20 protein-coding genes are annotated in these 22,710 nt (G+C 42.6%); 2 read left to right on the top strand and 18 right to left on the bottom strand.

Translation table 11 applies throughout. The features are described from left to right. Positions 1 to 85: 85 nt before the first annotated feature. The gene (locus tag HMPREF2794_RS22570; protein ID WP_010538517.1) at positions 86 to 781 is read left to right on the top strand and encodes a DNA alkylation repair protein; all 696 of its coding nucleotides are present in this window, start codon (positions 86 to 88) and stop codon (positions 779 to 781) included. Positions 782 to 863: 82 nt separating this feature from the next. On the opposite strand, the gene HMPREF2794_RS22575 is transcribed toward HMPREF2794_RS22570, so the two are convergent. The 4 genes from HMPREF2794_RS22575 to potA are packed head-to-tail and all read right to left on the bottom strand — an operon-like array spanning position 864 to position 5,231. Then, positions 864 to 2,213, bottom strand: a complete 1,350-nt coding sequence (locus HMPREF2794_RS22575) for an ABC transporter substrate-binding protein (RefSeq protein WP_070752779.1) — start codon at positions 2,211 to 2,213, stop codon at positions 864 to 866. A 26-nt stretch (positions 2,214 to 2,239) separates the two neighbouring features. Continuing rightward, entirely contained in the window at positions 2,240 to 3,034 is a 795-nt protein-coding gene (locus HMPREF2794_RS22580; protein ID WP_022301177.1) for an ABC transporter permease, read from the bottom strand. Next, positions 3,028 to 3,828, bottom strand: a complete 801-nt coding sequence (locus HMPREF2794_RS22585; protein WP_070752765.1) for an ABC transporter permease — start codon at positions 3,826 to 3,828, stop codon at positions 3,028 to 3,030. The genes HMPREF2794_RS22580 and HMPREF2794_RS22585 overlap by 7 nt, the downstream gene beginning before the upstream one ends. An 11-nt stretch (positions 3,829 to 3,839) precedes the next feature. Continuing rightward, the gene (potA, locus tag HMPREF2794_RS22590) at positions 3,840 to 5,231 is read right to left on the bottom strand and encodes a polyamine ABC transporter ATP-binding protein (protein ID WP_083312167.1); all 1,392 of its coding nucleotides are present in this window, start codon (positions 5,229 to 5,231) and stop codon (positions 3,840 to 3,842) included. A gap of 138 nt (positions 5,232 to 5,369) precedes the next feature. Here potA and HMPREF2794_RS22595 point away from each other — a divergent pair, with 138 nt between their 5' ends. Continuing rightward, a complete protein-coding gene (locus HMPREF2794_RS22595) occupies positions 5,370 to 6,470 on the top strand; it encodes a redoxin domain-containing protein (protein ID WP_070752767.1) in 1,101 nt (366 codons plus the stop codon). 335 nt (positions 6,471 to 6,805) lie between these two features. Here the strand turns inward: HMPREF2794_RS22595 and HMPREF2794_RS22600 are convergent, their stop codons facing one another. The 14 genes from HMPREF2794_RS22600 to HMPREF2794_RS22665 all read right to left on the bottom strand — a co-directional run bounded on the left by HMPREF2794_RS22600 (position 6,806) and on the right by HMPREF2794_RS22665 (position 22,394). Further along, on the bottom strand, positions 6,806 to 9,370 hold the full coding sequence (locus HMPREF2794_RS22600; RefSeq protein ID WP_010538523.1) for a glycosyltransferase family 1 protein: 2,565 nt from the start codon (positions 9,368 to 9,370) through the stop codon (positions 6,806 to 6,808). Between the two features lie 38 nt (positions 9,371 to 9,408). Beyond that, positions 9,409 to 11,070: a glycogen/starch synthase gene (locus HMPREF2794_RS22605; RefSeq protein WP_022301180.1), complete on the bottom strand. Its 1,662-nt coding sequence runs from the start codon at positions 11,068 to 11,070 to the stop codon at positions 9,409 to 9,411. A gap of 205 nt (positions 11,071 to 11,275) precedes the next feature. Then, positions 11,276 to 11,737 carry a V-type ATP synthase subunit K gene (locus HMPREF2794_RS22610; RefSeq protein ID WP_005675599.1) on the bottom strand — a complete coding sequence of 154 codons (462 nt, stop codon included), beginning with the start codon at positions 11,735 to 11,737 and terminating at the stop codon, positions 11,276 to 11,278. 52 nt (positions 11,738 to 11,789) lie between these two features. Then, positions 11,790 to 13,613 carry a V-type ATP synthase subunit I gene (locus tag HMPREF2794_RS22615; RefSeq protein ID WP_010538525.1) on the bottom strand — a complete coding sequence of 608 codons (1,824 nt, stop codon included), beginning with the start codon at positions 13,611 to 13,613 and terminating at the stop codon, positions 11,790 to 11,792. Next, positions 13,610 to 14,215: a V-type ATP synthase subunit D gene (locus HMPREF2794_RS22620; protein WP_005681263.1), complete on the bottom strand. Its 606-nt coding sequence runs from the start codon at positions 14,213 to 14,215 to the stop codon at positions 13,610 to 13,612. The genes HMPREF2794_RS22615 and HMPREF2794_RS22620 overlap by 4 nt, the downstream gene beginning before the upstream one ends. Positions 14,216 to 14,257: 42 nt before the next feature. Further along, the gene (locus tag HMPREF2794_RS22625; RefSeq protein ID WP_008762991.1) at positions 14,258 to 15,583 is read right to left on the bottom strand and encodes a V-type ATP synthase subunit B; all 1,326 of its coding nucleotides are present in this window, start codon (positions 15,581 to 15,583) and stop codon (positions 14,258 to 14,260) included. A gap of 33 nt (positions 15,584 to 15,616) precedes the next feature. Beyond that, positions 15,617 to 17,374 carry a V-type ATP synthase subunit A gene (locus HMPREF2794_RS22630; RefSeq protein WP_010538526.1) on the bottom strand — a complete coding sequence of 586 codons (1,758 nt, stop codon included), beginning with the start codon at positions 17,372 to 17,374 and terminating at the stop codon, positions 15,617 to 15,619. Positions 17,375 to 17,391: 17 nt separating this feature from the next. Then, positions 17,392 to 18,234, bottom strand: coding sequence for a DUF2764 domain-containing protein (locus tag HMPREF2794_RS22635; RefSeq protein ID WP_010538527.1), 843 nt, complete (start codon positions 18,232 to 18,234; stop codon positions 17,392 to 17,394). A gap of 11 nt (positions 18,235 to 18,245) precedes the next feature. After that, the gene (locus HMPREF2794_RS22640) at positions 18,246 to 18,836 is read right to left on the bottom strand and encodes a hypothetical protein (RefSeq protein WP_010538528.1); all 591 of its coding nucleotides are present in this window, start codon (positions 18,834 to 18,836) and stop codon (positions 18,246 to 18,248) included. Between the two features lie 224 nt (positions 18,837 to 19,060). Then, a complete protein-coding gene (locus tag HMPREF2794_RS22645) occupies positions 19,061 to 19,507 on the bottom strand; it encodes a hypothetical protein (RefSeq protein WP_070752782.1) in 447 nt (148 codons plus the stop codon). A 17-nt stretch (positions 19,508 to 19,524) separates the two neighbouring features. Then, complete coding sequence (locus tag HMPREF2794_RS22650; RefSeq protein ID WP_070752769.1) at positions 19,525 to 20,325, bottom strand: hypothetical protein; 801 nt, start codon at positions 20,323 to 20,325, stop codon at positions 19,525 to 19,527. Positions 20,326 to 20,339: 14 nt separating this feature from the next. Further along, positions 20,340 to 20,711 carry a GntR family transcriptional regulator gene (locus HMPREF2794_RS22655; RefSeq protein ID WP_010538531.1) on the bottom strand — a complete coding sequence of 124 codons (372 nt, stop codon included), beginning with the start codon at positions 20,709 to 20,711 and terminating at the stop codon, positions 20,340 to 20,342. Between the two features lie 15 nt (positions 20,712 to 20,726). Continuing rightward, positions 20,727 to 21,542 carry a hypothetical protein gene (locus HMPREF2794_RS22660; RefSeq protein WP_010538532.1) on the bottom strand — a complete coding sequence of 272 codons (816 nt, stop codon included), beginning with the start codon at positions 21,540 to 21,542 and terminating at the stop codon, positions 20,727 to 20,729. A gap of 3 nt (positions 21,543 to 21,545) precedes the next feature. Then, positions 21,546 to 22,394: an ABC transporter ATP-binding protein gene (locus HMPREF2794_RS22665; RefSeq protein ID WP_010538533.1), complete on the bottom strand. Its 849-nt coding sequence runs from the start codon at positions 22,392 to 22,394 to the stop codon at positions 21,546 to 21,548. Between the last annotated feature and the right edge of the window lie 316 nt (positions 22,395 to 22,710).

A 22,710-nucleotide genomic window follows, 5' to 3' on the forward strand; every position in this document is an offset into this window, starting at 1 on the left:
ATAGAATAAAAGACAAAAGAGAGTGTGGCTGCATAAAGAAACCACACTCTTTTTTTATATTTGCATAAATAATAAATCTACTCTAATGACAACAACAGAAAACGTCCGAAACGAGCTGAAAACGCTGGAAGACCCTACATACAGGGAATTTCATTCTTCTTTAATTCCCGGTGCCGATAATATTCTCGGCGTACGTATCCCGCAACTCAGAACAATGGCTAAAGAAATAGCCAAGAAAGAAGACTGGCGCACGTTCGTCGAAGCAACCGATACACTGTATTACGAAGAGACAATGCTACAGGGAATGGTGATCGGACGTGCCAAGATGGAACCGGAAGAACGAATCAAATACATTCGCCTCTTCGTCCCGCGAATCAATAACTGGGCTGTATGCGACATTTTCTCCGGCGAACTGAAGACAGCGGCACGGAAAGGAAAAGAAACGATATGGCAGTTTGTCCAGCCTTATCTGGAATCAAAAGAAGAGTATCAGCTCCGGTTCGGAATCGTGATGCTGTTTCATTATGTAGATGAGGAGCATATCGATTCATTGCTGGCATATGCCGACCGATTTACACACGGGGCCTACTATGCACGTATGGCAATGGCATGGATGATATCCATCTGCTTCATTAAATTTCCGGATAAAACAATGAAGTATCTCCAACAGAGCAGGCTGGATAACTGGACCTACAATAAATCATTGCAGAAAATCATTGAATCTCTGCGTGTAGACAAAGAGACGAAAGACATCATCCGTTCCATGAAAAGAGCAGGATAAAAAAACGGTGGATGACAAACGATGCCCGGTTCCAACCGTATCATCCGTTTATCATCCACCGCTTACTACCGGGTGTTTTAGCTTACCGCTTCACATTCTTTTTTCTCTTTCTTCTGCTTCTGCGGTTCTGTTGTTTCCGACGATTGTAACGCTGCCATCTCTTATAAATCATCCACCCGCTCATCAAGGCTACCACTACAAAAATCAGAATAGTAATACCTACCCCCAGATTGTCGCCTTTTATGCGCGACCAGATATCCAGCACTTCTTTGGTTTTATCTCCGAAGTCACGAATCATAGCGCAACGTTCCACTACTTTACGGTCGGGATATTGAATCTTGTCAATCTGTATGCTGTCGGCATCCGGGCCAAAGAAATAACTCAAATCGGCGTAATAATCCAAAGTCGTATCTACTTTCTCCTCCAGAATCTCCGGAGTAGCGATAGAACTCACATATCCGCAGAAGTCCATATTCCGTAACGCAATGTCCGGACGGCACATAAAGTTGATAAAGTAGCTGGCAGCCACCGGATTCTTCGCATATTTAGGAATCACCCAGCCATCATACCAGATATTACTTCCTTCTTTCGGAACTACATAATCAAGATCTACTCCCACTGCATTCGCCTCTTCAATTGCCCAGATCGCATCACCGCTCCAAGTCATGTTCAGCCATGCTTTGTTCTTCGTCATCATCTCTTTGCCGAAGTCCGCTTCCCATCCGGCAATATTCGGCTTCATCGCTTTCAGATACTTCTCGGCCACCTCCATAGCACGCGGCGAATAGTCGTTCATCAAGTCCTCCACCGTCATGGCTCCCTCTTCCAGCTCTTTGGCATGGGCATAGATAACGGCTGTTCCGTAGGCATCCCGGTAACTGTCTTTCATCAGAATCTTGCCTGCATATTTCTTGTCCCAGAGGCATTCCCAAGAGGAAGCATCGGAATCGGGAACAAACGCCCGATTATACAGGATTCCCGCCGTTCCCCACATATAGCAGACCGCATAGCGGCTCGCTTCTTCACCCGGCTGACTCAGCTTATTAATCTGTTCACGGATAAACGGCGCCACATTGTTCATGTAGTTGGGAGAATGGGCAAAAGTGGTGTCAATGGGCAGCAGCAGATGCTTTTTCAGCATTCGCTCAATGATATATTCCGACGGACAAACCACATCAAAATCCTCATGCCCCTTTTCGATCTTCGTCAACATGATCTCGTTGATATCAAATGTCTGATAAACGATGCGGATATTTTCGCCTGTCTGTTCTTTATAGTATGCCTGAAAGTCTTCGAGTACCCCCTCGCCTATATAATCTGCCCAGTTATAGATTTTAAGGACTTTCTCGCGTGGCTCACCGGAATTGTAACAACTGCTCAGAGAACCAGCCAGGACCAGTAAAAACAGGATAACAGAAACTATTCTTTTCATTTTATTTACGTAGCAGCACATGTTCATTAATCTTTCTTCTTCGTTTTTCCGGCACGGTAATTAATCACTATGAGCAATGCCAGCACCACCACAAAAATAATAGCGGACAGCGGACGGAGCTCCGGAGTCAGACCTCCTTTGCGGGCATCGGCATAAATATAGGTGGAAAGTGTTTCCAGCCCTTGATTGCCGATCGTAAATACAGTGACGGCAAAATCATCGATTGACAGCGTCAGAGCAAGCATAAAACCGCTGATCATTCCCGGACGAATCTCCGGAATGATCACTTTCCGCAATGCCTGCATAGGAGTGGCTCCCAAGTCGAGGGCAGCTTCATAAATGTTCGGATTCATCTGTTTCAGACGTGGCAGCACGCTTAATACGACGTAGGGAGTACAAAAGGTGATGTGCGCCAGTACTACCGTCGTATATCCTTGCGTGATTCCCAAAGATACGAATAAAAGGAAAAGCGATATACCGGTTATAATATCACCGTTCAGAATAGGAATACTGTTCACAAAGCCAATCGCCTTGCGCGAACGTGCCTTTAAATTAAAGATGCCGATAGCGGCAATGCTACCCAGCAAGGTAGATACAGTGGCAGCCAGCAACGCGATGGTAATGGTATTGATCAGGGCGTTCATCAGAGAGTGATGGGCACCTGTATTAAAAAGCGATGAATAAAGTCTGGTGGAAAATCCGGTCCAGTTGCCTAATACTTTGGCTTCGGTAAAGGAATAGATCACAATAATCACAATAGGGGAATACAGCAACAACAGCAATATCCACAAGTAAGTCTGCGCGAATATCTTCTTTACCATAAGCCTCCTCCTTCGTTAGTATTGTCCTTATCATCGGTGCTGAACAGCGAAGTAGCAGCTATCAGCAACAACATGATCAGCGAAAGCGCCGCTCCATAGTTCCACATACTGTTATTGATATTTTCCTGAATAGTAGTACCAAACAACTTGATGTTGTTCATCGTCAACAGCTCGGCAATGGCGAATGTCGAAATGGTCGGCATAAACACCATCATGATACCGCTCATCACTCCCGGCATGGAAAGCGGAAGAACTGCCTTGAAAAAGACTTGTACCGGATTGGCTCCCAAATCCTGTGCCGCCTCAATATAGCTATGATCCATCTTCTGCAAAGTATTATAAATGGGATAGATCATAAAAGGAATAAAGTTGTAGACCATACCGAATATCAACGCCCCTTCTCCCAGCGGAACGCTGAAGAAATCGAACAAGGCGACAGTGGCAAGGGTACGCACCAGTATATTCACCCACATAGACAGAATAAACAGTACAACCATCGTTTTGGAACGGTTCAACTTGCTGTTGCTTAATATCCAGGCTGCGGGATATCCCAGCAGGATACAGATAAGAGTAGTAATAATGGCAATACCTATGGAATAGACGAAGGTATTGATGGCTTCGGGATGTTCGAAGAACTTTTGAAAATTGGCGAGTGTCAGATGGCCGTTATCATCGGTAAACGCATACACGACAATCAGAAGCAACGGTATGACCACAAAGATCGCCGAGAAAATAATGTAAGGAAGAGTCCAGCTCTTACGTGATGACAAAAATACTATAAACTTCTTATTCACTTCCTTTCCTGTTAATCGGTTATTTTAATTACACGAATCGCATCCGGAGGGATAGTAATACCCACACGGTCTCCGTCATCCCAGACATCATTCGTGTCTACAAACACATTCTCGTCCCAGTCAGACCATACGGTCAGATGGTAGTGGTCTCCTTTATAAAGGATGAACTTCACTTCTCCCGTCAACGTACCGTCTTCTTCGTTATCCTGAAGGATCACTTTATCAAAGTCCACTTCTACCTTGACATCTGCTCCGGATTCCGGACCTTCCACAGAAGCACATTCGAACGTACAGCCCAGAAACTCTACATGAGTAGCATCCTGCAACTTACCTTCAAACGTATTGCATACACGTTCTTTCTTCATGATATGAATATCGAACGGTTTCACCAGCAGACCGACCTCTGCACCGACTTCGAAATGATGATAATCCTGAACCAGAAATTCATATCCACCGCAAAGCACGGTCATTTCGTAGTGCACTCCTTTGAAGATCGAAGTCTGTACCACACCGGTCAGCTGTGCCATATCCGAAACCGGAAAGATATAAAGGTCTTCCGGTCGGATCACTACGTCCACCGGAGTATTTTCGCCAAAGCCTTCGTCCACACATTCAAATTCCGTACCGCAGAAGCGTACCAGTTTATCATGAATCATCGTTCCGTTGAGAATATTACTCTCTCCGATAAAATCAGCCACAAATGAATTGATCGGCTCATTGTAGATATCAATCGGCGTACCGATCTGCTGAATCTTTCCTTCACTCATCACAACGATTGTATCACTCAACGTCAGTGCCTCCTCCTGATCATGAGTCACGTACACGAATGTAATGCCCAGAGATTTATGCATTTCTTTCAGTTCCATCTGCATATCCTTGCGCATTTTGAGGTCGAGCGCAGCCAATGGTTCGTCGAGCAGTAACACTTCCGGCTCATTGACAATCGCCCGGGCAATAGCTACACGCTGCTGCTGGCCACCGGAAAGAGAATCGACATCCCGATACTCGTAATCTGTCATACCAACCATCTTCAAAGCGGCTTTCACCTTCTTGCCGATCGTCTGTTTCGGCGTCTTTTTCAGCTTCAGCCCAAAAGCAATATTGTCGTATACATTCAAATGCGGGAACAGAGCATATTTCTGGAATACCGTGTTCACCGGACGTTTGTGGGGAGGAGTCTGTGTGATTTCCTTACCCGAAATTCGGATTTCGCCTTCCGAAGCTGTCTGAAAACCGGCTATGAGACGCAACAATGTCGTTTTTCCGCAACCGGAAGGACCGAGAATCGTTACAAACTCGCCCTTTTTCACGTTCAGAGTTACATCATCCAATGCTGTCTTGTCGCCAAAAAACTTCGAGACATGGCTAACCTCAATGATGGATTTGTCTTCTTGCATATTCATACTAAAGTTTGGGCTGCAAAGGTACACATTTCTACGATTTCCACCTACGTGTTAATCTAATATAACAGTGTTTTTCGATGGCAGACAGAAAAAAAATCTATCTTTGCATAAATATTTATTCACTAATTTTACAAAAGCATGAAAAAGTTAACTTATTTAGTTATTGCGGCGGCAGCGTTGGGCATGGTAGCTTGTACCGGAAACAAAGCCGGATACGTTATCACAGGTACAGTAGAAGGCGCTACCGACGGCGACACTGTTTACCTTCAGGAAGCAACAGGCAGAAATCTTACTAAACTAGATACCGCAGTCATCTCTAAAGGTACTTTTACCTTTGAAGGCACGCAGGATTCTGTAGTAAACCGTTATGTCACTTGCGAAGTAAACGGAGAACCGCTTATGATTGATTTCTTCCTCGAAAACGGTAAAATAAACATTGCTCTGACAAAGGATAATGATTCTGCAACCGGTACTTCAAACAATGATGCTTACCAGGCTATCAGAACTCAAATCAATGATATCAGCAAAAAAATGAACGCCATCTACGAAGCGATGGGCGACTCTTCTTTAAGTGACGAGCAGAAAGAAGCCAAACAAAAAGAAGGTGCACAGCTGGAAGAAGAATACGATAAAGTAATCAAAGAAGGAGTACAGAAAAACATCACCAACCCGGTAGGTGTATTCTTGTTCAAACAGACTTTCTACAATAACTCTACTGAAGAGAATGCTGCTTTGTTGGAACAAATCCCGGCTAATTTCCAAAATGACGAAACAATCGTAAAAGTAAAAGAGCAGACTGAAAAACAAAAGAAGACTGCCGTAGGTACTAAGTTCATTGACTTCGAAATGCAGACTCCGGAAGGTAAAACTGTGAAACTGTCTGATTACGCAGGCAAAGGCAAAGTGGTACTGGTTGACTTCTGGGCTAGCTGGTGTGGTCCTTGCCGTCGTGAAATGCCTAATCTTGTAGAAGCTTACGCTCAATACAAAGGCAAAAACTTCGAAATCGTTGGCGTATCGCTCGACCAGGACGGTGCCGCATGGAAAGAATCGATCAAAAAACTGAATATGACTTGGCCGCAAATGTCCGACCTGAAATTCTGGCAAAGCGAAGGTGCACAGCTTTATGCAGTAAACAGTATTCCTCACACTGTGCTGATTGACGGCGACGGCACTATCATTGCCCGTGGTCTTCACGGAGAAGGTCTGCAAGCTAAGTTAGCGGAAGTAATCAAATAAATGAAGCTGATAAGAGACTTCACCTGATGAAGTAACAATTGTGCCATACCGTTGTCACACTTGTGCCACCGTGTTGGCACAGTTATGCCACGCCGTTGGCACAGTTGTGCCAATAGGATGGCACAACATCCGACAAGGTATCTTATTCTTGTTAACGCAGTAGGTTAATCTGATTCAAGTACAGGCACTTTTGCCGAAGATACTGATCTTATCCACGCCGTTACATTGAGATATAAAAAGATAGCCCCTGCAATTTCGACCGCTCGAATTGCAGGGGCTTCTTTTATATAGGGACGCCAAGCAGGGAAGCATCACTTCCCTGCTCCGTCAAGCTATCAGATAAACCAGCGCACGTAACAGAAGTCTTGACGGTGCGGAAGTTCCGGATTCTTCGGGAACATACGGTAAGACACCTTGAAGCTACCGGCATTTGACAGGCTATGTTTAACCTGGAATGTGTACAGGTTGCCTTCTTTCTTGATCACACTAAACGGTTCTACAGAGTAAACGTGCTGTTTGCCATCCGCAGTGGTATAAGTAGTTACCAATTCAAGTCCTATAGCATCATTCAAGCCTTTCTCGTCGATCACGTAAGTAATAGTATATTCTTTTCCGCTTTCGATATCACCAGCTTTCAATTCTTCTACCTTGTCGCAAGATACGATTTCGATAGAATCCCATTTAGAGACTACTTCTTCTTTCCATGCAGCAATTTCTTTTGCCTTTGCATTGTCATCGGCAGACAACATCTGGAAGCGTTTTGACAACTTGTTGTAGAATTTATTATAGTAGTCATCCAACTGACGTTTCATTGTATAGTGAGGAGCAATCTGAGCGATGGAATTCTTCACTACCTTGATCCATCCTTCCGAGTAGCCCTTCTTGTTACGAGCATAGTACAACGGCAGGATTTCTGTTTCAAGAATACTGTAGATAGTAGCAGCATCCAACTGATCCTGATGTTCCTGATTCTGATAAGTACGTTTTTCAGTCAACGCCCATCCTGCACCTTCACGGTAGCCTTCCAGCCACCATCCGTCTAATACAGAGAAGTTGACAACACCGTTCATCAAAGCCTTTTCACCTGATGTACCGGATGCTTCCAACGGACGTGTCGGAGTGTTCAACCAGATATCAACGCCTGAAACCAGACGACGCGCCAACTGCATATCGTAGTTTTCGAGGAAGATAATCTTACCCAGGAATTCCGGACGACGGGAGATTTCGATAATACGTTTGATCAGACCCTGTCCTGCTCCATCATGCGGATGAGCCTTACCTGTAAACAGGAACTGTACCGGATAGTCGGGGTTGTTCACAATCTTAGAAAGACGTTCCAAGTCAGTAAACAACAGGTGCGCACGTTTGTAAGTAGCGAAACGACGACCGAAACCAATCAGCAACGCATTCGGGTTAATCTTGTCCATCAATGAAACGATGCGCGAAGGATCTCCCTGGTTTTTCAACCATGTATCACGGAATGATTTGCGGATATAATCCACCAACTTATTCTTCATCGTCATACGAGTCTTCCAGATCTCTTCATCGGGTACATTATAGATGGCTTCCCAAATCTTAGGATTCGACTGGTCGAACCAGAAGTTTTCGTTGAAATATTTAAAGTACAGTTCTTTCCATTCGGTAGCACTCCATGTGGGGAAGTGAACACCATTAGTCACATAACCTACATGTATTTCTTCGGGGAAGTAACCTTTCCAGATAGTAGAGAACATCTCCTGAGAAACTTTTCCGTGCAGCCAGCTTACACCGTTTACTTCCTGAGAAGTGTTGCAGGCAAATACCGACATACAGAAACGTTCGCCCTTGTCACCCGGATTGTTACGTCCAAGATCCATCAGGTCGTCCCAGCTGATACCCATTCTAGCAGGATAACCACCCATGTACTTACCGAACAAACCTTCGTCGAAGTAGTCGTGACCGGCAGGAACCGGAGTATGAACTGTATAAAGAGAAGAAGCGCGAACCAGCTCGATAGACTGATCGAATGTCAGTCCGGTAGCTACATAGTCGCAGATACGCTGCACATTGATCAATGCAGCATGTCCTTCGTTACAATGATAAACATCTTTTTTGATACCCAATGCTTTCAGTGTCAGGATACCACCGATACCCAACAGGATTTCCTGTTTCAGACGGTTTTCCCAGTCGCCACCATAAAGCTGATGAGTAATAGGACGGTCGAACTCGCTGTTCATTTCATTATCTGTATCCAGCAGATACAAAGAAATACGTCCTACATTTACACGCCATACGTTAGCATGTACATAATAATCCAGATAAGGAACATCCACCACCAACGGCTGACCATTCGCATCCATCACACGGTCGATAGGAAGCTGGCCGAAGTTCTGCGCTTCGTAGTTGGCAATCTGCTGTCCATCCATAGACAACGTCTGAGTAAAGTAACCGTAACGATACAGGAAACCTACCGCACAAAGATCTACATTGCTGTCAGAAGCTTCTTTCAAGTAGTCACCGGCCAATACACCCAGACCACCGGAATATATTTTCAGGACGCTGCTCAAACCATATTCCATGCTGAAATAAGCTACAGACGGACGGTTTTCATCCGGCTTCACATCCATGTAATCTCTGAATTTTGTATAAACATCATTCATTCTCCTCAGAATCACCTTGTCTTTTGCCAACGCTTCCAGCTTCTCATAGCTCATACGTTCCAGCAACAACACAGGGTTCTGGCCACATTCTTTCCAAAGTTCCGGATCTAGATCTCTAAATAGTTCTGTCGCTTCAAAATTCCATGCCCACCAGATGTTGCGTGAAATCTCGGACAATTTCTCCAACTCAGCCGGGATACGTGACTTCACTGTAACCTCTTTCCAGTTCGGAGTATTCACATTACTAACTTTAATTTTCATAATGTTTTTTGTTTACTTATTGATAATAAAATATTTCTTTAGCCTAACTGACGCTTCATGGCATTGCGCAAGGCAATATCATAAGCCTCGTAATAATATTGAATGAAGTGTTTCCACAATGCCTGCTCTGCAACATCTGCCGCATGCTTACGGATCTCCTTCACTTCTTTTTCCGACTTATCTGCAAACAGCGTAATCGTATCTTTGATGCCATCCGCCACTTCCGAATCATTATAGTCCGAACGATGCAGCACTTCCACTCCATCATTGATACCATGCTGATTCTTCAGGCTGTTCACCCAAAGACCAAAACCTGCCAGATCAGTAGTAATGGTAGGCACACGGAACGCTACACTTTCCAGCGGAGTATATCCCCACGGTTCGTAATAGGAAGCATATACGCTCAAATCCTGTCCCAGCAATATATCATAATACTCTTTATTCAGAATACCATCACGCCCGTCCAGATAGCAAGGCACAAAAATCACCTTTACTTTATCTTCGGGACGATTGCCCATTCCCAGATATTTCAGCATATCCAGCACCTGGTCATGCGTCATATTGTGCAACCAATGAGTGATGAAAGGAACTTCAAGCGGTGTATCAAATTTTTCTTTGCTTTTCAGACGTTCCTGCAAGTCTTCACGGGGATCTCCTACCCAACCGGGGACATTGATAAACGCCAATACGTTCTTATGGAGCTTTTTATCCCTGTTCAGACGGTTCAATGACTCCAGGAATACGTCAATACCCTTGTTCTTGAATTCATATCGACCACTGGTACCGATAATTAACGTATCGTCATCCAGATTTGTTCCCAACAATTTATTGGCTACGTTCAACATCAATGAGCGGGCACGTTTACGTTTTCCGGTAAATGTACTGCCTTTAGGTACGAAATCGTCCTCAAAACCATTCATCAGTACTACATCTGCCGGTTTATCGAGCAATTCCTTGCACTCATTATTCGTAATTTCACTTACTGTCGTAAAACAGTCTACATAATGCGCCGTCTGCTTCTCAATAGAGTGCTTTGACTGCATATTCAGTTCCTGCGCCATTTGGTCGCCGTTATAAGCAAACAGATAGTCATACAGCGGCTTATGATTGCCGGCTATCGAACGTCCGATGGAAGTAGCGTGGGTTGTAAAAATAGTAGCCACTTCGGGGACAGCTTCCTGTACATAAAGTGCTCCCATTCCGGTCATCCATTCATGTGCCTGATATACCACCTTATCCGTTTCTGTCAGGTTGTAGCGGTAGAAACTCTCTACTACTTTTCCGGCAGCGTACGAAAACATAGAAGCCTCGTCGTAATCGCCATAAGCGTGCAACGAGTCTACTTGAAAACGATTCCACATTTCTGTGTATATATCGTTCTTCTTTTCAAAAAAAGGTTGGAAATCAACAAGAATGACAATAGGTTCACCGGGTATATTCCATCGTCCTACACGGACGGAAAGATGATCGTTTTTGAATGCGTGCTTTTTCCAGTCAGCGCACAGATTATCCGACTCGATGAATAGAGGGTTCTCTTTTCCTTGCCACACATCAGGACCTATGAAAAAAATTCTGTCGCGGAATTTTTCCTGCAATGTATTCGCCCGTGTCGACAATACGGTGTATATCCCTCCCACTTTATTACATACTTCCCAGCTGGACTCGAAGATATAATCGGGGGTTAATAAATCTTTTACCATATAATATATTAAAACTCTTTTTAGTATGCGAGTGCAAAAGTACGCATTATTCTTTGAAAAATAATACTTTATGCGAAAAATATGAGTTAATAAGAGGAAAGAAAGGTTAGCCCGCCATGAAAAAAGAATATCCCCTTGCAAACGCAAAGCTGCATTCACAAGGGGATTGAAAGATCTTTATTAAAAAATATCGTTGCGGAAAAATTTACGCGAGTGCACTACCGATCAAGAAGGTAGCAGCCAAAGCAACGATAGCGTAAAGTTCCGGGAATACGGCAAGAATCAATGTATTACTAAACACGTTGTGTCCCTGGCCGATAGCTGCGATACCGTTTGCACAAACTTGTCCCTGACGGATAGCCGAGAACAATGCAACCAATCCCAAAGCAATACCTGCACCCAAAACTGCTGATGCCTGGATCGCAGTGATTTCCGGAGTCAGAATACCGAAGATAGTCTGAAACATAAAGTAACCGGCAAAACCGTACAGACCCTGTGTACCCGGAAGTGCTGTCAATACAAGGAAGTTACCGAATGCACTATCATTCTTTTTCAATGCGCCGATAGCAGCGTTACCTGCAATAGTTACTCCGTAAGCACTACCAATGCCTGACAAACCAACCATAACCGCGATGCCAATGTAGGCAATAAACAAATTCATTTCCATAATCTTATTCTATTTTTATTGTTTAATTCTTAACTTGTTATTTCTCAATATTCTATTCTAAATTTCTAAAAGGCTTGTATTCCTTGCCGCCTCCTTCATAACCGGAGTTCTTGAAGAACTCCACGAATGTCAGACGCATCGGGTGAACCATTGCACCGAGCACATTCATGAAGATATTGATGGCATGACCGATCACAAAGATCAGCACCATTACAATAGGACCTGCTATCACGTTATCCGGACTCATACCTACTGCCAGGCTGTTGAATACTCCCGCCAGAATGCCTCCGGAAAGTCCGAGGGCAAACAGACGAACGTAGGACAAGACATCCCCCAGCAGACCGGTAGCCATGTTATATGAATCCCATAACCCAAGTCCGATATTCATAAAGATGTTCTTTCCCGGACTATTATAGAGGAATATCATCGCACCGGAGATACCCAGAATAACCAGATGCACTGTACCTCCCATCGGCAGCACGTTCGGCAACAAAGCCGAAACAGCCATTGAAACCAACAGGATAATCCATCCGATTGTCGCTACTGCATACTTGAAACCAAACTGAATTGTCTGATTCACCGCTTTGAGTACCATACCGAACAGAATCTGAATAGCACCCAAAATCAGTGACAACTGGAACATATCGTTGTTGTCCATCAGAACCGCATGTTTCAGACGTTGCACGATAGGCCAGTCCAGATCATAAATGTTCGCTCCGAAGAATGTACCTGTCAGCAAACCGCAGAAGAAGGTTGAAACAGCCAGCACCTGTATCAGCGACAGGATGGACTTCATGGATGGAGTCACTTTCTTTGCCATCAACCGGTATGCCGTAGCTCCGAGAAACAGGAAAAGTCCATATCCGGAATCTCCCAGACAGAGCCCGAAGAAAACCATAAAGAACGGGGCAAAGAACGGTGTCAAGTCCAGTTCGTTATACTTCGGAAGCATATACAGTTTACAGATCGGTTCAAACCAGGCAAAGAATCCCTTGTTATTCAGCCGAATAGGAACATTATCACCCGGCATCGGATCGGTAATCTCATAATATACATGTACATCGTTCAGATAAGCCTCTATCTCTACTTTACTGTAGGCAGGAGCCCATCCTTCAACCAGCATCAGTTTATCACCGGCTGCCTGTTCTGAACTCAATACTACTTTAGAGAATTCAATCTGCCCCTGCAATTCCTTCAGAGCTGCCTTCAGGGAAGGTACATCTGTTTCAGAAAGTGCGACCAGCTTCTTTTCGTTCTCTTCAATAGCTTGTTCCGTTGTATCATACAACGTTTCAAGATGTGCCAGCGAATAAGCGGGAAGTTTGGCCTGTTCTACATCCAGATCTACTTCCTGACCGGTTTTAGTGACGGTCACAAAGAACACTTTTGAAGAAATACGGTTAATGATCATCGCATTGTATTCCGTCTCCCATTCTTCTTTATAGTTTCCTTCCGAACAGCTATAGAAACCGATCACATAGCCGGCATCTTTCAACTTCCGGACACCTGCCGGATCGAAGTTGCCCCATGCCTGCAATGCTTCCTTTTCTTTAGCGTAGCCCTGCAATTGCTGAGACAATTTGCCATGCTCAATCTGCAAAGCATCCACTTCGTCCAATACCTGCAAACCACGAGCGGCAGTTCCTCCTTCCGTTGCGATCACAGCATCTTTCTCATGCTTCTGATTCTGAAGCAGTTTCAGAGTAGCTGTCAGACGGTTGGAAAGACGGATATTCTCTTGCAGTTCAGTATTGTCGGCAGCACCTTGCTGTTTCTCCACGATGTGGACTACACCAAGTTCGCGCAGGCTGTTCAGGAATTCTTCGTATTCCTTATGATAAACCAGGAATGTAAGTTTCTTCATTTTTGTAATCATGCCTCTACCTCCTTCCTTTTTTCCTGATGGGACTTCATGATCTTTTGCGATGATTTCGACAGGTTCTCTTCATCTTCCATAAACCGCTTGATCTTTCGCAATGCATCCTGATAGCCCGGTATCTGTACCTTCTCAAAAAGGTTCACCTTCTGAGTGGTCTTTTTCCTCGCATGTTCTAGCAGGTTCAGCTTGGCGAGCATAAACTCACGTTCAATTGCCGTATGAGCAAGTTCCTCCAGCAAATGGATACCGTCGGCATACCATTTGGGAGCATTAAACATACTGTACGGACGTATCTCGAAATCGATATTTTCGAGTAGCGGTACACGTACACCCGCAATCTTTTTCACGCCAAGATGAACATCATTCACCTTTATCAATGAAGCGTCAAACTCATTCCAAAGGGCGAACATGGCTTCATAGGCTTGAATTTGTTGTTCGAGCCTATCCTCCAGATCGGCAGCTTCCGTTTTACAGCGTTTCACTTCCATGCGGAGGGCGCTTTCCTTATTCTTAATGATAGGAAGCGTACGCACCCGCACTTTCAGTTGCTTTTCGAGCTGCTGAAGAGAGGTCTTGTTATATTGAAACTTTATAGCCACGTTGTTTTTGCTAATTATTAGTTATAAATTACTAGTTGCTAATTATTCACCTTTCGGCCAGTATTGGTCAACAAGTTCCTTCTTGATATTCACTTCTTCCGGACGGAAATATTCACCGAACAAGCCCCAAGCCACATCCAGCATTTCAGTAGTATCAAGGTTGACATCAATGGCCAGCAACTGGTTAGAATAGTCCTTCGCAAAAGCCAACGTACGTTCGTCGTAATTGGTCAGGTCAAAACCGTTTTCCATCTTAGTCTTTGCATTTGCAGCATCGGCATACAGACGTACAGCGGCATTCATCACCTGTGGATGGTCTTTACGTGTCTTTTTACCGGTTACCAGCTGTTTCAGACGAGACAATGAACGGAACGGGTCAACAATGACCTTACCGATATCACTGTCACGACGCAAGAACAACTGTCCTTCCGTAATATAACCCGTATTATCAGGCACAGCGTGCGTGATATCGCCACCGGACAATGTCGTCACCGCAATAATCGTAATAGAACCACCGGAAGGGAACTGTACCGCCTTTTCGTAAATCTTCGCCAAGTCCGAATAGAGCGAACCCGGCATAGAGTCTTTAGACGGAATCTGGTCCATACGGTTAGATACGATTGCCAACGCATCAGCGTAGCTGGTCATATCAGTTAGCAGTACCAGTACTTTCTCATTGTTGTTTACAGCGAAATATTCAGCCGCGGTCAATGCCATATCCGGAATCAACAAACGTTCTACCGGAGGATTTTCCGTTGTATTCATGAAACTCACAATACGGTCGAGAGCACCGGCATTAGAGAATACGTTCTTAAAGTACAGGTAGTCATCGTTGGTCATACCCATACCGCCCAGAATAATCTTATCTGTTTCAGCACGCAATGCCACGTTTGCCATCACCTGATTAAAAGGCTGGTCAGGGTCGGCAAAGAACGGAATCTTCTGGCCGGATACCAGTGTATTATTCAAGTCGATGCCGGCAATACCCGTTGCAATCAACTCCGACGGTTGTTTACGACGCACCGGATTCACTGACGGACCACCGATTTCCACTTCCTGTCCTTCAATTTCCGGACCTCCGTCAATCGGATCACCGAAAGCATTGAAGAAACGTCCTGCCAACTGCTCACTCACCTTCAACGTAGGCGATTTGCCGAGGAACACTACTTCAGCGTTGGTAGGAATACCTTCCGTACCTTCAAATACCTGCAGAGTGACATCGTCACCGGCAATCTTAACCACCTGTGCCAGTTTACCGTTCACAGTGGCAAGCTCGTCATACCCTACTCCTGTCGCTTTCAGCGAACAAGTAGCCTTGGTAATCTGAGTAATCTTGGTATATATCTTTTGAAAAGCTTTTGTTGCCATCTATATATTTACAATTTAGCTATTTACAATTTACTATTTAACGCTTCTTTCGGCAATCAGTTCTTTTAATTGCTGCTGGAACCCTTCGTACTGCTCTGATTTGAACTTCGAGTAGTTCATCTGCTTACAGACATTGATCATTTTCTTGAAGTAATCCATTACCTCATTGAAGTTTTCAAATTCAAATTCTGTATGACAGATATCTATGATCATATTCAGAATAGCTTCCTGACGTTCCATCGGAGTTACCGAGTCCACCTCATCAAAGGCATCCTGCTGCAGGATTACGAAGTCGATCAGTTCAGATTTCCAGAAGATAACATGGTATTCTACAGGTACACCGTCATCACCCAGAATGTTGATTTGTTCGGCAATTTCTTTACCACGCTGCAAACGGGTTTTAAGCTCATTCACTTTACCGATCCATTCATCATTGATATGATCTTTGATATATTCTTCAAATTCCGGATATTCGATATATTTGGAATATGAGTCAATCGGATTCACAGCCGGATAACGTTTCTTGTCGGCACGGTCCTGTTCCAGTGCGTAGAAACAACGGGCTACCTTCTTTGTGTTTTCTGTTACAGGCTCCTTCAAGTTACCTCCGGCAGGTGACACCGTACCGATAAAAGTAATTGAGCCGGTCTCGTCGTTATTCAGTTTTACATAACCTGCACGGCCATAGAAGTTAGAAATAATAGCAGAAATATCCATTGGGAACGCATCCGGTCCGGGCAATTCTTCCATACGGTTGGACATTTCACGCAATGCCTGTGCCCAACGGGAAGTAGAGTCAGCCATCAGCAATACTTTCAATCCCATCGAACGATAATATTCAGCCAATGACATAGCTGTATATACAGACGCTTCACGGGCTGCTACCGGCATGTTAGAAGTATTCGCGATAATGATTGTACGTTCCATCAGCTTACGCCCCGTATGCGGGTCAACCAGTTCCGGGAATTCCGTAAAGATTTCCACAACCTCGTTTGCACGTTCACCACAAGCCGCGATAATTACGATATCCGCTTCTGCCTGTTTGGAAATAGCATGCTGAAGCACTGTCTTGCCTGTACCGAACGGACCGGGGATAAATCCCGTACCACCTTCTACAATCGGGTTCAGCGTATCAATAACACGTACACCGGTCTCCAGCAATTTGAAAGGACGCGGTTTTTCTTTATAATTCGTCATAGCCCGTTTCACCGGCCATTTCTGAATCATAGTCACCGGAATGTCATTTCCTTCCTCGTCTGTCAGAATAGCAATTGTATCTTCTATTTTATAATCCCCTTCGGGCATAATCGTTTTGACGGTAGCCGTTCCATTCATAGTAAACGGAGCCATAATTTTCAGCGGCTGGAAGTTTTCATCCACTTGTCCCAGCCATGCGGAAGCCACCACTTTATCACCGGCGCTCACCATCGGAACAAAATGCCATATACGTTCTTTATCCAACGGATATGTATATTGTCCTCTTTTCAGGAAAACACCGTCCATCTTGTCAAGGTCGTTTTGCAGACCGTCATAGTTTTTCGATAACATACCCGGACCCAAGGTCACTTCAAGCATGTGTCCTGTAAATTCGGCTTCGGCGCCCACCTTCAGTCCACGTGTGCTTTCGAACACCTGAACATACACATGCGAACCTACAACCTTAATCACCTCCGCCATCAATCTATCGCCACCGGTAGAGATATAACAAATCTCATTCTGAGCTACCGGGCCGTCAACGACGAGGGTCACCATGTTGGCAATAACGCCACTAACAGTTCCTTTTGTTGCCATATATTTTTTTTAATTTATTATCTGAATTCTGCGGGAATCTGTACCTCATTCTTCAGCGATTCAATAATGCTTCGGAACAATTGATTTCCTCTTTCCTTATCCAATGAAATCCAACGCTCAATCATTTCCAGCTTCAGTAAGAAAGCGAAAATACGTTCTACAGTGAAATAATCGAAGAAGATAGCATCTTCCATCCAGTTCCACCGCAGAGCATCCAATTTCTTTTCACGTTCCACCAGTTCCGTAATCTCACTGATCTTCACCAACGATTCAAAAACATCCACTTCACCGGACAAACCAAAATCGCGGGCACTGGATGTACGCAAAGCTTCGCACACTTCCGTATTTCCTACAATATAGGAAACAATATCCCATTTGAATTTACGGGCTGTAAATGCAACAAGAATATTATTAATGTTCAGATTGAATTCAAACCAGGAAGAGACGAACTTATTTCCGCATTTCATAGCATGTTCATAATACAGAGCAGCCAGATGGTCTTCCTGCAACACCATGCTTTCAGCCGGAGTATTCAGATAGTCGGAAATAAAAGTAGATAAATAGGAAGGGAATTCTTTAGGACTGATCTCACCGCCTTCTTTCAGAATAGAAATATACTCGGTGAGTTCCGCAGCAGAATAGTTTCCCCGTTTGTCTATTTCCGCCTCTTTGTCTTTGAGGAGTTTCAACACGTTGGCATTATCAAACTTCAGATAGAACAGGTCAATCAACTTCTGGTCTGAAGCAGACAATCCACTGTAGATTTCGGTTTTAAAATCGGCTACTGTATAGCTCAGTTTACTGTCCTCCAGAGTGAGCTCCGGCAAACCGGCTACCAAGTAATAGTATTTACTACTCATAGTCGCTTCTTTTAAAATAGCATTTCTACCAATTGAGGACGCAAGAACGCTTTGAAGTAATTCATGAATTCTTCTTCTCCGAAGTTCACCTTATATGAACCGTCCGCCGGAGAAACCGTGAATAAAGTTTTGATACCGTTCACTTGTTCGATAGTCACACCTTTATCCAGCAGAGCTTTTGCATGAGCTGCGAAATACTTTTTCAGTGATTCAGCGTCAGCCGTTGAGATGACAATAGGTTCATCTACACTCCATTTGGATGCCAGCGCAACGATAAACGCATTCAGATAATCCTTATCCTGAGCGAAATCCTTCACAGAAGCGGTTATCAACTTGTCAGTGACCATCGTTGCAATCTCGGATTTGAGTGCATTGACAGCCTGACCGGAAAATAGTTTTAACTCTGATTTTGTATTATCTGCCAGTTCATCAGCAGATTTACGAGAGGCAGCAACAATTGAGTCAGCTTCTTTACGAGCATCTTCAATAATCTTCTTTGCTTCTTCCTGAGCATTCGCGATAAGTCTCTGCGCTTCCTCGTTTCCCTTTTCCACGCCTTCACGATAAATCTTATCGGTCAACTCTTGAATTTTGTTTTCCATATTAACAGGAGTATTTAGTATTATTACTATATTAACTGTGTGTCTCTGTAAGATTCTCGCCAAATTTACAAAAATCAATTTGATAAAAAAGAGAAAGACGCAAAGAAAACGCCTCTCTTCTTATAAAATCACACTTTTACACCAATTTTATTCCGGTTATATCCTAGTAATATTACTAAATGACACCTGCTTTAAAATATTATAATGAATAAAATACTCAAAAACTACTTTTGTCTCGATTTGATATATTTTTCTTCTTCTCCTGTTATCATATCAAGCCCGATACCTTTAATTACTGTTTTTCTTCGTTGATAAATACCCAAATACTTAGATTCAACTTCATAAGTAATCTGGGGATAAAAAACAAAGTCCCACAGTCTCTCCCTATATATCGGCTTTATCGTATCGGGCATACTCAGAGCCTCCTTCCATTCTTTCAACTGAGCCGGAGAGCTTTCTGACGAACTACCCGCTGTACTCAATACCGGACACCCCAATAAATAAGTTTTCTCTATCGTTTCTTTATAATTACTCAATCTGCCTTCCGGCATCGTATCCAGCATATTATTACTAATATCTACCTTCCGAAATCCGTCTAAATCAGGTTTGGAAGTACAAGCAAACAAACAAGCTGACAGACTTAAAACTGCAATAGACTTTATGACTTTCATTTCCTTTTCATTTATGTTCAACGATTCAATATGATCTCACTCTTCTGATTCAAGGTCAGCTCAAGTTCTGCATCTCTGACCTGAGGACTCCAGAAGATACGATTACAATTCATACCTGGCCGATACTTATGCGAATCTTTTCCTGATAAATACAGATTCTCAACCATAAACTGAGTAGTCTCACGACTTCTAAAAGTCCCTAACTCTTCATAATAGTTTGTTGCCTCTACCCGCTCAGCTTTCAATTGCAACTTCTCTCCTTTTATATCCAACGAACGAAAGCGACAAGAAGTCAATGAGATATTCTGCCATTCGTCATTAAAGAGATATAAAGAGTCCAAACACAATTTCCTTACATTAATATCCAGCCTAGCCGCACGATTCTCAATAGATAACAATGTTGAATCCGTTTTCAATTCCAGATTCAAACCATCTAAAACCAATCTGCATCCATTTTCTACCTGTCTAATTACCTGATAGATATCTTCATTATCCAGATTAATTTCAATCAATAAGCAATCCCCTTCTTGTGTCACATGCAAATATTGACTTTTCGGATACACAAATATACTCTTACCTGAAGAGTGAGAGGTCTCCACATCCAACTTACCTAATACGCCTATATGATCTTTATCTATCTTCCCTAACTTTTCAACAACCTTCACATGACGGATTCCCGTCATTTCTATTTCAGTCCGCTCACCTTCCATTGATAAACGATTATCGGTTTTCTCACCGCCAGGTGTCTGCAGAAGGATAGGTATAAAGAATAAGCCCAATACAAAAAGTCCTATTATTATATATGTTGTGCGTTTCATATCTTATCTGTTTATTATTGATTTTGTCTTTGTATAAACTCATAATACATCTTCTCTATTTCTTTGATAGAAATACCAAGTGTATAAAGTTGCCTGAAAAAGCTGCCGACTTCTTCTTTTAAGAATTGCTCTTTTCGCAATGAATGAATCAGCATCTTTGCCCCGGACGCTACAAAAAAGCCAATCCCTCTTTTATTGTAAATCACCTCCTGAGACTGAAGATACTCATACGAACGCATTACTGTATTTGCATTCACTTCTACAATAGACGCATATTCCCTGACAGAAGGGATACGTCCTTCTTCCTCGTATTGTCCCAACAAGATATCATCACAAATACGGTCGGCTATCTGTAAATATATTGCTCTGCTTTCTTTAAAATTCATACATACCCTCCTTTTCTATATTCGATGGATTACTTCCGACTCTTTCAAGCGGAAATAAGTCAATGTCCAATTTATAATAGTCAATATTGGGAATAAAATATATCCCCACTTAAAGAAAAACAAAATCAAGGTTGAAAGAGTACTATTCTCTGAAAAACGAGTGAAAGCTACTACTCCCCAATTATAAAGAAAGGCAACAAGCACAATACTAATAAGTGTTTTTATAAAAGAGTTCTTAGGCCAAACAATACTCCCCAGTAAAAACAATGATTGAATATATACATTAAGTAATATTAGCAAAGAACCATCTTTCCAACTATGGCATAGTGAATACCCTCCATCTCCCTGACCAACAAAGTGTTTGAAGTCAGTAACTTCAATAAAAGGTATTTCTGAATATATTGCAGAATAAAAAAGTACACGTGTATAATCCGCCAGCCAAATAGATAGAAAAATAAGTAAAGGAAGAATAAGCACATATACCAGCCATCGAAAGAAAAACTTCTCAAAGACAGTAGCAGGAATCATCAACATTGTAATACGACCTGTTTTACATTTCATGGTTTTAAATGCAAAAGAAGTTCCCAAGCACATAAATGCCCACCAAGACCACATCCAAAAGACCAACGTAAATATATGAACATTTAAATCATTTGTTTTAGTAAGTATATTAAAACTACTATAATCAGTATAGCTATACCAAATCAATATAATTGCCATTATTAAATACATTACCAACAACTGAAGCACATACAACTTCCAATTCTCTAAAATCTCTTTACGGCATAATTTTCCAAAGCGAGAAAAACTAAAAAATGTATCCTTTATCATAATCTATTCTTCTTGAGCGTGAAACAAATTAGCAATCTTTTGTGGTTGTGCCAGTATTGCATTAAATAGCAGTTCTATGTTGATATCTGAATCTTCGTTGTGTTCATTCAGTAAAAGCAAACTATTCCCATGCAAAGAAGGAACGGCAAAAAGCGCTTTATCAATCAGACTACGGTCATCACTTTCCTTAAAGCACAATTTCTCGCATATATGCACTGTCGATTCATTCAATAATACCCGGCTTTCATCCATGATCATAACAGAATCCAGCATTTTGTCTATATCACGTATCTGATGAGTTGAAATCACAATTGTTTTATTATCTGTCATCCCCGATGCCATAAATTTGCGAAACTGGCTCTTTCCCGGAATATCCAATCCATTTGTCGGTTCATCCATCAATAAAAGAGAAGTATTGGTAGCTAAAGCAAAACTCATAAATACTTTCTTTTTTTGCCCCATAGAAAGTGCTCCTAAATTCACATCCATATCCATTTCAAAACAATGAAGATACTTATACATATCCTCTTTGCTAAAGTTTGGATAAAAAGGAGCATTCAAGTCAATATACTTTTTCAATGATATAGAAGGTAATTCAAATTCTTCCGGAACCAAGAACATATCCTGCAATGTCATTGGCAGACGAGAACGAACATTTATATCATGGTACATTATTTTCCCTTTTTTCGGAGTCAATAATCCAGTCATCAAATAAAGGAGAGTTGATTTCCCTGCCCCATTACGTCCCAACAGTCCATAAACCCGACCTGCCTCTAAAGAAAAAGAAAAGTCGTGTAATACCATGTGCTTTGATTTGGGATAAGTAAAAGATAAATTCTCAACTTTAATCATAATATTATTTTTTTAGCTGTTAGAGCTAATATATGGCTCTAAGTGTATTAGTTCAATAGTACACTACAAAAGTATGCATTTGTTCTGAGAAAACAAAAGAAAAGGAAAATAAATTAGATCAAACTACAGAAAATCAACAGGAGAGAATATGATTTCGATAGAATAAGACGTTTTAAAAGCAGGAATCATTCGAATCCGATTGAACTAAAATGAAGCTAATATATGGCTTTATAAAGATAAAAGATAGAATATAGCAAAGATGATGGATGGGTATAAATACAGAAATCCCCGCCAGTCAATAAAGACCGGCGGGGAC

The sequence above is a fragment of the Bacteroides sp. HMSC067B03 genome (assembly GCF_001811315.1).
Classification (GTDB): domain Bacteria; phylum Bacteroidota; class Bacteroidia; order Bacteroidales; family Bacteroidaceae; genus Bacteroides; species Bacteroides faecis.

Coding starts and splice junctions, on each gene's coding strand:
- HMPREF2794_RS22570 (WP_010538517.1), top strand. CDS start 86: ATGACAACAACAGAAAACGTCCGAAACGAGCTGAAAACGCTGGAAGAC.
- HMPREF2794_RS22575 (WP_070752779.1), bottom strand. CDS start 2,213: ATGAAAAGAATAGTTTCTGTTATCCTGTTTTTACTGGTCCTGGCTGGT.
- HMPREF2794_RS22580 (WP_022301177.1), bottom strand. CDS start 3,034: ATGGTAAAGAAGATATTCGCGCAGACTTACTTGTGGATATTGCTGTTG.
- potA (WP_083312167.1), bottom strand. CDS start 5,231: ATGAATATGCAAGAAGACAAATCCATCATTGAGGTTAGCCATGTCTCG.
- HMPREF2794_RS22595 (WP_070752767.1), top strand. CDS start 5,370: ATGAAAAAGTTAACTTATTTAGTTATTGCGGCGGCAGCGTTGGGCATG.
- HMPREF2794_RS22600 (WP_010538523.1), bottom strand. CDS start 9,370: ATGAAAATTAAAGTTAGTAATGTGAATACTCCGAACTGGAAAGAGGTT.
- HMPREF2794_RS22605 (WP_022301180.1), bottom strand. CDS start 11,070: ATGGTAAAAGATTTATTAACCCCCGATTATATCTTCGAGTCCAGCTGG.
- HMPREF2794_RS22610 (WP_005675599.1), bottom strand. CDS start 11,737: ATGGAAATGAATTTGTTTATTGCCTACATTGGCATCGCGGTTATGGTT.
- HMPREF2794_RS22615 (WP_010538525.1), bottom strand. CDS start 13,613: ATGATTACAAAAATGAAGAAACTTACATTCCTGGTTTATCATAAGGAA.
- HMPREF2794_RS22625 (WP_008762991.1), bottom strand. CDS start 15,583: ATGGCAACAAAAGCTTTTCAAAAGATATATACCAAGATTACTCAGATT.
- HMPREF2794_RS22630 (WP_010538526.1), bottom strand. CDS start 17,374: ATGGCAACAAAAGGAACTGTTAGTGGCGTTATTGCCAACATGGTGACC.
- HMPREF2794_RS22635 (WP_010538527.1), bottom strand. CDS start 18,234: ATGAGTAGTAAATACTATTACTTGGTAGCCGGTTTGCCGGAGCTCACT.
- HMPREF2794_RS22640 (WP_010538528.1), bottom strand. CDS start 18,836: ATGGAAAACAAAATTCAAGAGTTGACCGATAAGATTTATCGTGAAGGC.
- HMPREF2794_RS22645 (WP_070752782.1), bottom strand. CDS start 19,507: ATGAAAGTCATAAAGTCTATTGCAGTTTTAAGTCTGTCAGCTTGTTTG.
- HMPREF2794_RS22650 (WP_070752769.1), bottom strand. CDS start 20,325: ATGAAACGCACAACATATATAATAATAGGACTTTTTGTATTGGGCTTA.
- HMPREF2794_RS22655 (WP_010538531.1), bottom strand. CDS start 20,711: ATGAATTTTAAAGAAAGCAGAGCAATATATTTACAGATAGCCGACCGT.
- HMPREF2794_RS22660 (WP_010538532.1), bottom strand. CDS start 21,542: ATGATAAAGGATACATTTTTTAGTTTTTCTCGCTTTGGAAAATTATGC.
- HMPREF2794_RS22665 (WP_010538533.1), bottom strand. CDS start 22,394: ATGATTAAAGTTGAGAATTTATCTTTTACTTATCCCAAATCAAAGCAC.